The sequence below is a fragment of the Photorhabdus heterorhabditis genome, from assembly GCF_001280945.1.
Taxonomy (GTDB): Bacteria; Pseudomonadota; Gammaproteobacteria; order Enterobacterales; family Enterobacteriaceae; genus Photorhabdus; species Photorhabdus heterorhabditis.
Genome location: NZ_LJCS01000006.1, coordinates 39847 through 52847, shown reverse-complemented (window position 1 = coordinate 52847; position 13001 = coordinate 39847). Strand labels below are relative to the sequence as shown.

The following is a 13001-nucleotide window of genomic DNA, read 5'->3' as shown; positions in this document are numbered from 1 at the left end:
AAATAATCAATTCAATGTGAGGTAGTCATCACTTGACCTTGCTAACAAAATCAGCCAATAACCCAACAAATTCATCAGGATGAGAAATAAAAGGCGCATGAGCGGCATGGCGCATCATGGCAGAAACTGAACCCGGCCATTTTTCATCAAGAATGTTGAGGATTTTTCTTGGCACCAAACCATCCAGATAGCCATAAATCCGCAGGAATGGAATGGTAAGCTCAGCCAATGGCTCCCTTAAATCTTCAGTACGTAAAATTTCCAAACCAATATTCAGTACTTCAACAGAAGGCATCGGCTGTGCCAGCACAACGGATTTCAGTAGTCTCGCATCCTGACGGGCACTATCTGTACCCATCGTCTGTAAAGCAAGGAAACGCTCGACAGTACGCTGGAAATCTTCACTCAACTGATGTTCGAAATTGCTCAAAACTTCAGGCTTAATCCCCGGCCAGTCACCTTCTGCACTGAAATGTGGTGAAGAAGCCACGGTAATTAATCCGGCAACCTTATCCTGATGGTCAAGCGCAATCCGACTGGCAACCAGTCCTCCCAATGACCACCCCAACCACAGCGCATTTTCAGGGGCATGTCGCCAAACTTCATCCGCCATATCCGCGAGGCTCATCGGGCCATACTTCTGGCTGCGGCCATAGCCCGGCAAATCCACCAGATGCAAACAAAAATGCGGAGCGCATCGCATTTCAATGGAACGCCAAACTTCCGCATTCAACCCCCAGCCGTGCAGCAGCACAAGATCACGCGAACCTTTATCAGAAACCTGCCAAAACAGATCAGCCATTGTTATTCTCAACTTTATTTGCCATCAAGGAAAAAACCTATGCTAACAATGGTTGGGTACTGTTGGCTATGCCATCAGTCTCTTTGGTTTCCACATCACGGAATATGCAGTTTTTGCAGCAAGCAGCTGAAACGTCTGACAAACATGTGCCCATGCTGTGCCCTGCCCTCAGAGTTAACTTCATTACCTTGTGGGCGCTGCATCAAAAAACCACCTTTGTGGGAAAATATGATAGCGATTACCGATTATCGCCCTCCCTTAAGCCGCCTGATTCGCCGCTATAAATATCACCAGAGATAGGTTAAAAGATTTAAGTCAAAGAAAGTGTAAAATGAAAAATAACTACCATTTTTTTATATAGGCATGTTTTACAACTAGAAGGATAAAATAAGAAAAGGAAATTGCAACGATAAGAATGAGAAAAATATAAGGGGATTTATAATATGAAATTAAATATCCCATCATAACAGGACTGACAGCTGCACCTAAACTACCTAGGTTCTGTATTGCAAAGTAATGTCCCCTTAATCCTTCAGGTGCTATACTGTCAGTAAGCGAGTAAAGGACAGGGATAAAAATAATTTCTCCCAACGAGAAAGAAAATATTGCAATTATCCAATAAATCAAGTTCTGTTCAGAATAAATAAATCCAAAAATACCGAGGATAAAAAAAATTGCTCCTCCCGTCAGCCATCTTCCGATATAACCATCTTTAATATACTTTCCAACATGATATTGAAATCCTATAACAACCATAGCATTTGTTACCATCATTGCAGCAATAGCTGTATATGAAAACTCCTTATTTGTATAAACAATTAAATATTGAGATAAGTAATTAATGGTACTACCATATACAAAAGACCCGAGTACTGATGAAATCGTTATCAGAAAAAGCAAATAATTCTTTAAAGACTTTATATTACTGAGGGTATCTGTTAGTAATATATTATTACTCTGCGATAATATAGGTAAGGAATGAAAACAGGAAGAATAGTAGATTATAATAAATATCATCGGAAGCAATGCAGTAAGACCAGACAATATGAAAGGGAAACTATGATTATAACCTGAAAGTAATGCACCAATTAGTGGACCAACTGACCACCCTATGTTAATGATCGTGTAGTTTAAAGAAAATAATCTTATCTTAATACTTTGTGGTAAATAATCAGAGAAATAACTCTTTAATAGCACCTCAAATAATGAGTAAGCTAAGTTCACAAGAGAGAGAAGAAAAGAAACAAGGATAATGCTTTTAAAATATGGAAAAATTAAAAAACAGAATAAAAAAGTCAAAAGTGAGGATATAATAGGAAATTTGAATTTCTTATTGTCAGCAAGTATGCCTCCAATTAAGCTGGTTATTATTCCAAATATCATAGATGAAGATATAATATATCCAATAATGACAGGGCTAAAATTAAGTTCTACAGATAAATATATAGCTAAATAAGGGAGTGATGCACCTCGACCAATCGTTAATAATAATGATGAAAGGAGAAAAAAAGATACTGTTCTTTCGTTTTTAAATATATGCAATAAACTAATATTATAATTCATGATATTGATTAAATTCTCCCTTAGTGTTTATTTTCGTATAACGATCTATATATTTTTGTCATTATGAACACCATAAATAATTTCTAAAACAACATATAAATCCGTCATTAATTCTTGGCAAGATCGCCGAAGACCCTTAAAATAAACGAAAAAAAACAATCACCCTCCATTACTTTCCGACTACCGTCAGCTGATATCCTTTCAATACGAATACAACGTACAAGATAAAATCCAGTGATAAGTATTACTTGTGATTGTAGAATCTGCAAGCCATTTCTAAAGAAAATCATTCGGAAGAAAAGTTAATTAAACGAATAATAATATTAATTAACTCATTTTTAGTATTGTTTTTTTAGACATATACATCAAGAAATTATCACGATTACTGTTATTTTTTTAAATGTTTTATATGAAAATGGATTATTATGTGGTTTTCATAAATAGCACTTTTAGTCAAAATTACAATTTCATTATTAAATTACTGATATTTAAAAACAAATAATTATAAATGACATCAAGCTCCGACAATGCGAATAAATCTTATAAAAAATTGAATTGATCTTCTATAAGAATATTGTTATTAGAATGTGTGGTATGCGGTTCCTGTGATCTATATATTTTTATTGATTAATCACAACCTGTACCGGTTTTTTATGCTTTAAACCGCATTATACCGAAAGCATTGAATCATTTTATACAAGTTGTAGCGTTATATGTTGTACCCGTATTTTCATATTGAAATATTCCGCATTGTGATCATGTCATTTAGGAGAAAATTATGGAAAACGTTCATGCTAAAACTATCAGTACAAACCATATCATCAGTTCAGCAATGGTAAGTCAGAATGAGCTGTGTCGTATATCAGACAATGCAGATGTTATCAGAGCTAAAGCAATGGAACTCACAGATTCTTGGGAAGGAGTGATGTTTGCCCTGTCTGCGGAAGAACTAGAAAATATTGCACTAGCGTTAGAATTTTCACCAGATATTGCTGAGAAGATCCACAATGAACTCAAAACATTACAATATGCAAAAATACAGTCTCAAGTCGGCCCTTCTTTTATCGCAACTTATCATGTCTTAGATGTCAGCTTGCTGGCTCTAAGGGGTGTAACAGATTTTGATAATGCTCTTTCCCATGTAGATGATTTTAATCTACAATCCCTTCTGAACGAGAATCAGGACACCTTCCAGAAAATCCGTGCAGCTCTGCCGGGACATGCTGCACGTATGAATTTCAAGCCTGAAACCGCTGCGGCTGTTCTGAAAGCCTTAGGCGCAAATATTTCCCCAGACCTGCTTTATGAACTTTGCCCAAAATATGGCACAAGCTCAGTTATCGATCTGGAAGGTCGACGTGGTGTTACCACGGAATTTATCAGGAGTGTGACACTTACTCTCGGGATGACACTGATATAATTCATCATAATGCTCATATCTGGTGCTGTTTTTCTTGCAGCTCCAGTTTTTACGTATCCACAGTTCGGCCTGAATATAATTTTCCATCTGTTATTTTCTTAACAACTATTTTATATATGGAAAGAAAAATGTGTTCTGATATAAATAAATTAGAACCTGGACTAATAAAGAAATATAAAGAAGAGGGGTTTCTTCTTATTCCTTCTCTTATTAGCGGGGAAGATTTGAGAATCTTGGACGAGACCATTCAAAATATCATCAAAGATGCCGAAAATAATGAAACAGCCCCCCAAATTATTGAATACGAAAATACTCAAGTTGATAGTCTCTGGCTGCCAAGAAGATTGTTTAATCCCTTTGAGTTACATGAGCAGTTCAGACGAATTGCCACTTCAGAACAAATTCTCGGGCATGTTATATCTTTGATAGGCCAGGATATAGCCCTGCAACATAGTAAACTTAACATGAAGCCACGAAAAGTCGGCTCTGCTGTAGAATGGCATCAGGATTTCACCTATTTCCCACATACTAATGACGATCTTGTTGGTGTACTTATTTATCTGGATGATGCTACTTCCGAAAATGGCTGCCTGGAAGTTTTGCCACGTCAACATACGCGGTCTTTCGATCATTCACTTCCTGATGGCTCTTTTGCCGGGATGATTACAGAAGAAATAGATGAAGAAAATTATGGTCATCCTGTTACGTTAGCAGCTAAAGCAGGAAGTACAATATTTTTACATCCTTTTACTCCTCACCGTTCGGCTCCTAATGTTTCAGAGCAACCAAGAAAAACGTTGATTTTTGAATACAGAGCAGCTGATGCTTTCCCTATATATACAGGGAGCCAGCTAGTATCCATGGAGTCATATGTTCATCATCTTCATGGTAATCCTGCCACATACGCCCGCTTCGGTGGCCCCTCTCCTGCTATTTACACACCAAAAAATATACCTAAATCCCTCTATGAGCTTCAGGAGGTTTCAAGCAAAATTTTGAAACTAAAGGAGTGATTCTCATTAAAGTTTCCACTCTACAATTTATTTTATTTGGGAGATGAAAAATGCTTAGTAATCAATATGCAAATATTATCGATCAGTACAAAAATGATGGTTATGTTGTTATACGTAATGTTCTTAATCCAGTTACGGATCTTTTACCAGTTATAAAAGAATACGGTGAGCTTGCAAATAAGCTTGCCAGTCAATGGCTGGGACAAGGAGTTATTACAAGTTATGATAAAAATACACCCGAAGAAAATCGGCTTTTACAGTTAATGAAACAAACTGATGGAAACTGTTTTCAGGAACTTGATATTACGCTTCCGGTGGAAGCCGAAATTAAGGAGGACTCTCCGGTACATTTAGGAGAGGCAATATTCAATCTCTTGAGAAACCAGACAATTCTTGACGTAGTAGAAAATATTATTGGATCTGAAATCTATTCAGTTCCCGTACAACACATGCGCATTAAACCACCCGAAGCACAAATTACAGATGAAACTCAAAGTCACACACTTACATTAACGGGAAAAACCTTTTGGCATCAGGATTTAGCAGTTGTGACCGAAGACGCTGATAATACAGATATGTTGAGTGTCTGGTTACCCCTGAATGAAGCAACCGAAAAAAATGGTTGCTTGGTTGTGATACCCGGAAGCCACACCAAAGGGCTTGTGCATCATTGTGATACCCCTGTTTTACAAGGAATTCCCGATTCACTAATAGGCGCAAACATACGTCCTATTCCAGCGAAACCAGGCGACATGGTGCTCCTTCATCCACTTATGATACATGCATCTTTATCCAATATCAGCATGCACGGAAGGTGGAGCCTTGATCTGCGATATTGTCCTACTGGTCAACCGACAGGTCGACGATGGTTTCCTGGTTTCATTGCGAGAAGTAAATCTCACCCTGAGAAAGAATTATCTGATTATGAGGTTTGGGTCGAATCATGGCACTTTGCAAGACAAACCTTAGCTGGGCAACCTCATCCAAAATTCGATCGTTGGGATAAAAATGATCCCAGCCCTTTATGCGCATGAGGAGAAACTAATGTTAGATCTCTCTCTACTTCGAGACTCTGGTACGTTTTCAATCGATTGCGGCTCCCCACGGCTTGCTCTTGTTCATCATGGCTTCCGTACGACGCAACTAGGAGCAACTGACAAAAGGCAGGATGAATATGCCGCTAGATATGCTTCGCTAGGATTGCTTAATCTGGCTCGTTCCGCTCAAGTGGACTTTGAACGTGGGCATATACCTTTCCAACCTGAAATACAATATTTCGATGAGGATAATTTTACAGATGACATTGAGCTGGTAAAAGCCATAAGCGATTGGTTAAGGCCAGTAAAAGCGAGATTTGTATTGGTCAGCCTGTATTCACTAGCATTTGAAAGGACAAAGAATATGCTGTCCAATCTTAACCCCGAAGAAGTCTGCATCATGGTTGGTGGGGCACACCCAACCGTAGCCCCTAAAATTGATTTCGTACATCTTGTAGCAAGAGGTGAAGGAGGAGATGCTCTAAGGCATGTTCTTAGGCTGTTTCTACATCCTGAATTTGGCGTGGGGAACGAAGCACGTGGTTTGTGTTTCATGTTGGATGGTAGAGTTCAAATGGGAGAAGTCGTATTTGATAAATCTCTTGAGGATATTCCGTCACCAGCCTTTTCCTATGAACTAATACAGAGTAATACTAGCTTCGCTGGGCAGTCCCGGGAGAGATGGTGGAAAGCGGTAGGAGAATCACAACAAATTTATATTTGTACACAAAGCTGCCGAGCTCGCTGTACGTTTTGTTCAACATATCTTATACACGGGAAACTAGTTTCCCGGCCAATTGAGTTAATTGCAGGAGATATTGCACACCTTTTAACATTCGGTCATGACTCAATTCAGTTTCATGATGACGATCTACTTCAACATGAAAATTTACATGAACTTCTTGATTTGCTTTTAGAGTTTAATATTGCATGGACTTGCAATGCAAGGTCAGAAGTAATGACACCAGAACTTGCTCGCCGAATGTACGATGCTGGATGCAGAAAAGTCTTTTTAGGGGTTGAATCGTTAGACCAGAGAAGCCTAAATTATTACAACAAAGCGACCACCGTAGAAATGAATATAAATGCGGTAAATGCATTAAATGGCTCAGGTATCGGAGTTATATGCGGATACATCATTGGCGCGCCTCATGACACAGTTGAAAGCATCTTAGCTGATTTAGATCGAGTTTTAGCTTTACCTATATATTTCCTAGCCACAGCAATACTAACACCAGATATAGGTACTGTTGAATACCGCAGAGCCTTGAGGCGGATACCTTTGCTGCAAGATTTAGGTAACGATGGGACGGAAATGAATATTAGACCACGTCCTGAGATATTTGGAACTTCTGCCCCATATGGTTTACCTACTGTAGCTGAAGCTATATCTAAGGAAGAGTTAAATGAACTTTATACCCTTATTAATTGTGAATTTTTCTTAAGGAAAGAATATATTAATAGGATAATAAAATATACCTCAAATAATAGGCTAAATGAAGCGCTTTCATGGTGTTCACTGCAGAAGCTGAAAGCGGAAGAATTAGCAGAAAGCGCAACGTTGGCCTCAGTACAAGAGAGAACTGTTCAGTTACTCCAGAAAATAGATGCAGACTATCCGTATTATAGTGTCCTTTCTGAATTAGTTGAGGCTAGATAATTATGAAACCAGAAAAAGAAATTATCCCCTTTTTCCCCGAGATGATACAAAAATTAATAAATGAAGGGAAAGATCCACACTACTATGTTATTCAAGACTTCATGGAAGACAAATCATTAAGTTTATCCGAATTGGATAAACAAAGCCTTGTTAACAGTCACTATTTGATTTCAAAAAAAATCATCAGCCCACACAGCACAGAAGATATATTTACTTTTATCAAAGAAATATTATCAATACCATCATCACGAGAGGGGTGTATCGTGGAAGCAGGAAGTTATAAAGGCTCAAGTACAGCCAAGTTCAGCCTAGCGGCTAAATTAGCAGGCAGAGAACTTGTTGTTTGTGATTCTTTTATGGGTCTTCCGTTTCATAATGAAGTTCATGGCATTAGTATTGAAGGAAGGGAAGCGGTGTTTAGGGAAGGTGATTTCGCAGGTTCTTTTCAGGAAGTAAAAAATAATATTATAAAATATGGTAATATCAGTTCATGTACATTTATTAAAGGGTGGTTTGAAACATCCTTGGTTAATTGGTCACGGCCAATAGCTGCGATTTATTTGGATGTCGATCTTCAAAAATCAACTCGCGACTGTCTCAAATATCTGTATCCATGGTTAACACCAGGTGGTAGTCTTTATTCGCAAGACGGCCATTTACCACTTGTTCTTGATGTTTTTGAGGATGTGAATTTCTGGCGCAATGAAATAGGCACTCAACCACCCACAGTAGTGGGTATCAGGAAAAAGAAACTAATAAAAATAACAAAACCTGATACACCTTTTTTACCACTACTTTAATAATACTCCTTCAACTGCCAATACGGAATTTATATCGTTTACCTATCCATATAAGCGTGCCCGGGATAACCTCAATATTTTTAATTTCATCATCTTCTTTACTTTTATCAACACGAACAGCTCCTGAACGAATTAGCCGCCTTAGTTCAGAACGGCTTATCGTTGGCAGGGCTACTGAACAAAGATCCAGCAGTGTCATATTAGAGCCTTTTGGTAAAATCAATACATCATGATCAGCCTCTTCAGGTGTCCGCTTTTGTACTACACGCTCAAAATGCTCAGCCGCTTCCTTTGCAGATATGTCATCGTGATATCTTTTAACAATATTATAAGCGATATCTTTTTTGACCTTCATGGGGTTAAGGCCCTGCTCTAGTTGACTGACTATTGCAGATTGTTTTTCTGGCTCCATGTCTGTAGCAAGTGTCAAATAATTGATAATGACACTGTCAGGAATTGACATTACTTTGCCATACATATCATTTGCATTATCGGTTAACCCAATATAATTATTTTTTGACTTACTCATTTTTTCAATGCCATCCAGCCCTTCTAATAATGGCATTGTTATTACTATTTGTCCTTTTTTATCATAGGCTTCTTGAAGTGTTCTCCCTACTAAGTTATTAAATAACTGATCTGTTCCACCAAGCTCGACATCAGCATTAATCATAACTGAGTCATATCCCTGCAGAATCGGGTAAATAATCTCATGCAAATGGACTGGTGCTTTTGATTCAAATCGGGTCTTGAAATCATCTCGGTGCATGATTTGTGCAAGAGTAATTTTAGAGATTAACTTTATGACATTACTGAATGGCATATTGTTAAACCATTCTGAGTTTTTCCTTATTTCAATATTTTCGATATTTATAACCTTTGCAAGCTGATTTATATAAGTCTGACTATTTTTATTAATTTGTTCAGGTGTTAGTGGAGGACGAAGCTTATTTCTCCCTGTCGGGTCACCAATTCCAGCCGTAAAATCCCCAATGATAACAACAATCCGATGTCCTTCATCCTGAAAATCTTTAAGCTTTTGTAATACAACCGAATGCCCCAAATGTAAATCAGGTGCAGTCGGATCAAAGCCTAATTTTATTGTCAGTTTTCTATTTTCTTGTCTTGCAAGAGTAAGTTTATCCTGTAATCCTGCCTGTGGCTCCATAATTGCGATGTTTGAAAGCAATTTATCAATATTTTCTTTCATATAGTTAACCTAAATAATTATGTTTATTAATGATGGATAAAACAACTTTATACCATGTTTATAACAATCTCTATTGTCAAGTAAATAGTGATTCATTCTGATCTTATTGCATTAACGGAGATGTAGTACGCAAAAATATGTCGTTTGTCTTTTAATTAGATAACAGATGTAACTACCTCTATCAGAGACGAACAATCCCCTTCACCTTATATCCTCATCCGATCAACAGATTAAGGAGCTTCGACAGTTTTAGGTTTTTGCAAAGCCGAATAACCGGTTAGCTTATCAACTGAAGTTAATTGTACTGAAAAAGATCCCTTATAAAACAAAAGACTTATTTACCTGAAATCCGCTTGCAGCTGGTCACCCATAGCATCATTTCGTAAAGCTCTTCGTTGCATGACTACTCTGGCACCATGACCCAGAATATATCGTAAGTATCGATTACCGTTTTTGGTGATGCAAACAAAAATGCGGAGCGCATCGCATTTCAATGGAACGCCAAACTTCCGCATTCAACCCCCAGCCGTGCAGCAGCACAAGATCACGCGAACCTTTATCAGAAACCTGCCAAAACAGATCAGCCATTGTTATTCTCAACTTTATTTGCCATCAAGGAAAAAACCTATGCTAACAATGGTTGGGTACTGTTGGCTATGCCATCAGTCTCTTTGGTTTCCACATCACGGAATATGCAGTTTTTGCAGCAAACAGCTGAAACGTCTGACAAACATGTGCCCATGCTGTGCCCTGCCCTCAGAGTTAACTTCATTACCTTGTGGGCGCTGCATCAAAAAACCACCTTTGTGGGAAAATATGATAGCGATTACCGATTATCGCCCTCCCTTAAGCCGCCTGATTCGCCGCTATAAATATCACAGTACCCCACAACTTGCGTCAGTTTTGGCGCGTCTGTTTCTGCTGCACTGGCAACAGGGCTATCGTGATGGACGATGGTGTAAACCCAATATTCTGCTCAGTGTGCCACTGCATCGGCACAGACGCTGGAAACGGGGATTTGATCAAGGCAAATTAATGGCAAAGCCATTATCAGAATGGCTACAATGCGACTATCAGCAAAGCATTCTGCAACGCACGCGTGCTACACTACCACAAAGAAATTTATCAGCGGCACAACGTAAAACCAATCTCAGGAAAGCATTTCAGCTTTGTGGCCCAGTTGCAGGACAACATGTCGCCATACTTGATGATGTTATTACCACTGGTGCGACGATAACTGAAATTTCCCGTTTGTTAATTCGTGCTGGCGCCCGTTCAGTACAGGTCTGGGCGATTTGCCGAACCTTGTAGTCAATATGAGAATGGGCGTATTATAACCAACTATAGCAGTCAACTATTGAGCAAATGACATGATTAATATTACTGAAGCAGCGCAAGCCCATTTTGCCAAATTATTGGCAAACCAAGAACCCGGCACGCAAATCCGCGTATTTGTTATCAATCCGGGTACACCTACCGCTGAGTGTGGCGTGTCTTACTGCCCGCCGGATGCAGTTGAAGCAACAGATACTGAACTGAAATTTGAAAATTTGTCAGCATACGTTGATGAACTGAGCGCACCGTTCCTTGAAGAAGCAGAAATTGATTTTGTCACTGATCAGCTAGGTTCTCAGCTAACACTGAAAGCGCCTAACGCCAAAATGCGCAAGGTTTCTGATGATTCCCCCCTTGTAGAACGCGTGGAATATGTTTTGCAGTCACAAATTAACCCACAGCTAGCGGGTCACGGTGGTCGTGTCAGCCTGATGGAAATCACCGATGAAGGTTTCGCTATCCTGCAATTCGGCGGTGGTTGTAATGGCTGTTCAATGGTCGATGTCACCCTGAAAGAGGGGATCGAAAAAGAGTTGTTGAATATGTTCCCTGAACTAAAAGGAGTGAAAGACTTAACCGAACATCAGCGCGGTGAACACTCTTATTACTGACAACTGATTTTCCCGCTCGGGTAACCGTCGGGAAAACATCATTACGATAATAACCATTGGTATATACCCAATAGATTTCAAGATGCATCGCGACGGCAAGGGAACGAATCCCCGGGAGCATATACCCAATAGATTTCAAGTTGCAGTGCGGCGGCAAGAGAACGCATCCCCAGGAGCATAGATAACGATGTGACTGGGGTAAGTGAACGCAGCCAACAAAGCAGCAGCTTGAAAGATGAAGGGTATAGATAACTCTGTGACCGGGGTGAGTGAGAGCAGCCAACAAACAGGCAACTTGAAAGATAACAGGTATAGCCTCCAAATTCTAAGAGCAACTCAGAATATATGGAACATTTTCAAACACTCAGTCCCGAGCAAGCTTATCAACACTGGCAGGATAAATCCGCCATTATGGTGGATATCCGCGATCCACAGAGTTTCCAAGCCGGTCATGCATGTGGGGCTTTTCATTTAACCAATGAAACATTAAATGAATTTATGCTACAGGCCAATTTCGAGCAGCCTGTGATGGTTATGTGTTACCACGGCCACAGCAGCCAAAGTGCTGCTCAATACTTACTGAACCTGGGTTTCGAAACCGTTTACAGCATTAATGGCGGCTTTGAGGTCTGGCTGAAAAACTATCCTCACGCTGTTAACTCCTTACGTAATCCGGCATAACACACATCCTATGATCCACGTAATCACTATTTCAAACCCGCGTCTGGCGCAAGGCTTTATCGATTATATGGCAACCCATCAGGTATACCTGACTATGCGTCCGGGTCACGATGAGCGCCATGTAGAACTGTGGCTAGAAGATGACACTAAACTCGCACTGGTTCAGCAAGAGCTGGAGAAATTTACCCGTGATCCACTAAACGAACGTTATCAGACCGCCAGTTGGCAATCGGGCAAAGTCAGCCACTCACTGCAATACCAGAATAATCTGAACTGGCATTATTTGAGCCGTCAGGCTGGCCCGTTAACGATCACAGTTCTAATCCTGAATATCGCCGTTTATCTCTGGATGCAATTCGCCGGGGATTATCAGGTGATGTCCTGGCTAGCCTGGCCTGACAACAGCCAACATATGGAGCTGTGGCGTTGGGTCACTCACGGTTTGCTGCATTTCTCACTACTGCATATCATATTCAATCTGATGTGGTGGTGGTATCTTGGCGGGCAAACAGAAAAGCGCCTCGGTACAGGAAAACTGTTTGTTATCACTATTGTTTCTGCCGTTTTCAGTGGCTGGGGACAATCATTATTCAGCGGCTCTCATTTTGGTGGCCTTTCAGGTGTTGTTTACGCCTTAATTGGTTATGTTTGGTTAACCGGTGAACGAGCCCCCGAACGCGGCATTGGCGTTCCTCGTGGTTTGATGGCTTTTTCGATCCTCTGGCTGATTGTTGGCTACTTCGATACGTTTGGACTCTCCATTGCCAACGCAGCCCATTTCTCAGGTTTAACCATCGGCTTACTGATGGCGTTGTGGGATAACCGCTATACATTCAAAAATAATAATCAGCATTTTTAAGAATTAGGGG

The 13001-nt window shown here is 39.8% G+C and carries 13 protein-coding genes and 1 pseudogene; 10 read left to right on the top strand and 4 right to left on the bottom strand.

The features are described 5' to 3' along the window. Nucleotides 1–28: 28 nt before the first annotated feature. Nucleotides 29–802, bottom strand: a complete 774-nt coding sequence (bioH, locus tag AM629_RS03985; RefSeq protein WP_054476354.1) for a pimeloyl-ACP methyl ester esterase BioH — start codon at nt 800–802, stop codon at nt 29–31. Between bioH and AM629_RS21845 the strand changes: the two genes are divergently transcribed. Continuing rightward, nucleotides 802–1086 (top strand): hypothetical protein, encoded by a 285-nt coding sequence (locus AM629_RS21845; protein WP_200905750.1) that lies wholly within the window; start codon nt 802–804, stop codon nt 1084–1086. The genes bioH and AM629_RS21845 overlap by 1 nt on opposite strands. Before the next feature lie 58 nt (nt 1087–1144). Here AM629_RS21845 and AM629_RS21840 read toward each other — a convergent pair whose 3' ends face one another. Then, on the bottom strand, nt 1145–2365 hold the full coding sequence (locus AM629_RS21840; protein WP_072161801.1) for an MFS transporter: 1221 nt from the start codon (nt 2363–2365) through the stop codon (nt 1145–1147). 778 nt (nt 2366–3143) lie between these two features. On the opposite strand from AM629_RS21840, the gene AM629_RS03970 reads away from it, so the two are divergent. The 5 genes from AM629_RS03970 (at nt 3144) to AM629_RS03950 (ending at nt 8295) form a co-directional block, all read left to right on the top strand. Further along, a complete protein-coding gene (locus AM629_RS03970; protein WP_054476348.1) occupies nt 3144–3785 on the top strand; it encodes a hypothetical protein in 642 nt (213 codons plus the stop codon). Nucleotides 3786–3913: 128 nt separating this feature from the next. Next, nucleotides 3914–4798, top strand: a complete 885-nt coding sequence (locus AM629_RS03965; RefSeq protein WP_054476347.1) for a phytanoyl-CoA dioxygenase family protein — start codon at nt 3914–3916, stop codon at nt 4796–4798. 50 nt (nt 4799–4848) lie between these two features. Continuing rightward, on the top strand, nt 4849–5832 hold the full coding sequence (locus AM629_RS03960) for a phytanoyl-CoA dioxygenase family protein (RefSeq protein WP_054476345.1): 984 nt from the start codon (nt 4849–4851) through the stop codon (nt 5830–5832). A 10-nt stretch (nt 5833–5842) separates the two neighbouring features. Then, nucleotides 5843–7495, top strand: a complete 1653-nt coding sequence (locus AM629_RS03955) for a B12-binding domain-containing radical SAM protein (RefSeq protein ID WP_054476344.1) — start codon at nt 5843–5845, stop codon at nt 7493–7495. A 2-nt stretch (nt 7496–7497) separates the two neighbouring features. Beyond that, nucleotides 7498–8295, top strand: coding sequence for a TylF/MycF/NovP-related O-methyltransferase (locus AM629_RS03950; protein ID WP_054476343.1), 798 nt, complete (start codon nt 7498–7500; stop codon nt 8293–8295). Between the two features lie 10 nt (nt 8296–8305). Here AM629_RS03950 and tyrS read toward each other — a convergent pair whose 3' ends face one another. Further along, nucleotides 8306–9505 (bottom strand): tyrosine--tRNA ligase, encoded by a 1200-nt coding sequence (gene tyrS, locus AM629_RS03945; RefSeq protein WP_054476342.1) that lies wholly within the window; start codon nt 9503–9505, stop codon nt 8306–8308. A 459-nt stretch (nt 9506–9964) separates the two neighbouring features. Continuing rightward, nucleotides 9965–10093: pseudogene (locus AM629_RS23225) on the bottom strand (pimeloyl-ACP methyl ester esterase BioH); the annotation flags it as partial. Nucleotides 10094–10132: 39 nt separating this feature from the next. On the opposite strand from AM629_RS23225, the gene gntX reads away from it, so the two are divergent. The 4 genes from gntX (at nt 10133) to glpG (ending at nt 12991) form a co-directional block, all read left to right on the top strand. After that, nucleotides 10133–10816 carry a DNA utilization protein GntX gene (gene gntX, locus AM629_RS03940; protein WP_054476341.1) on the top strand — a complete coding sequence of 228 codons (684 nt, stop codon included), beginning with the start codon at nt 10133–10135 and terminating at the stop codon, nt 10814–10816. A 59-nt stretch (nt 10817–10875) separates the two neighbouring features. Then, nucleotides 10876–11451: a Fe-S biogenesis protein NfuA gene (gene nfuA / locus AM629_RS03935; RefSeq protein WP_054476339.1), complete on the top strand. Its 576-nt coding sequence runs from the start codon at nt 10876–10878 to the stop codon at nt 11449–11451. Between the two features lie 345 nt (nt 11452–11796). Then, nucleotides 11797–12132: a thiosulfate sulfurtransferase GlpE gene (gene glpE, locus AM629_RS03930; RefSeq protein WP_054476338.1), complete on the top strand. Its 336-nt coding sequence runs from the start codon at nt 11797–11799 to the stop codon at nt 12130–12132. Nucleotides 12133–12142: 10 nt separating this feature from the next. Continuing rightward, nucleotides 12143–12991, top strand: a complete 849-nt coding sequence (glpG, locus tag AM629_RS03925) for a rhomboid family intramembrane serine protease GlpG (RefSeq protein WP_054476337.1) — start codon at nt 12143–12145, stop codon at nt 12989–12991. Nucleotides 12992–13001 lie beyond the last annotated feature (10 nt).

Coding starts and splice junctions, on each gene's coding strand:
- glpE (WP_054476338.1), top strand. CDS start 11,797: ATGGAACATTTTCAAACACTCAGTCCCGAGCAAGCTTATCAACACTGG.
- AM629_RS03970 (WP_054476348.1), top strand. CDS start 3,144: ATGGAAAACGTTCATGCTAAAACTATCAGTACAAACCATATCATCAGT.
- AM629_RS03950 (WP_054476343.1), top strand. CDS start 7,498: ATGAAACCAGAAAAAGAAATTATCCCCTTTTTCCCCGAGATGATACAA.
- bioH (WP_054476354.1), bottom strand. CDS start 802: ATGGCTGATCTGTTTTGGCAGGTTTCTGATAAAGGTTCGCGTGATCTT.
- gntX (WP_054476341.1), top strand. CDS start 10,133: ATGCTAACAATGGTTGGGTACTGTTGGCTATGCCATCAGTCTCTTTGG.
- AM629_RS21840 (WP_072161801.1), bottom strand. CDS start 2,365: ATGAATTATAATATTAGTTTATTGCATATATTTAAAAACGAAAGAACA.
- AM629_RS03960 (WP_054476345.1), top strand. CDS start 4,849: ATGCTTAGTAATCAATATGCAAATATTATCGATCAGTACAAAAATGAT.
- glpG (WP_054476337.1), top strand. CDS start 12,143: ATGATCCACGTAATCACTATTTCAAACCCGCGTCTGGCGCAAGGCTTT.
- tyrS (WP_054476342.1), bottom strand. CDS start 9,505: ATGAAAGAAAATATTGATAAATTGCTTTCAAACATCGCAATTATGGAG.
- nfuA (WP_054476339.1), top strand. CDS start 10,876: ATGATTAATATTACTGAAGCAGCGCAAGCCCATTTTGCCAAATTATTG.
- AM629_RS03965 (WP_054476347.1), top strand. CDS start 3,914: ATGTGTTCTGATATAAATAAATTAGAACCTGGACTAATAAAGAAATAT.
- AM629_RS03955 (WP_054476344.1), top strand. CDS start 5,843: ATGTTAGATCTCTCTCTACTTCGAGACTCTGGTACGTTTTCAATCGAT.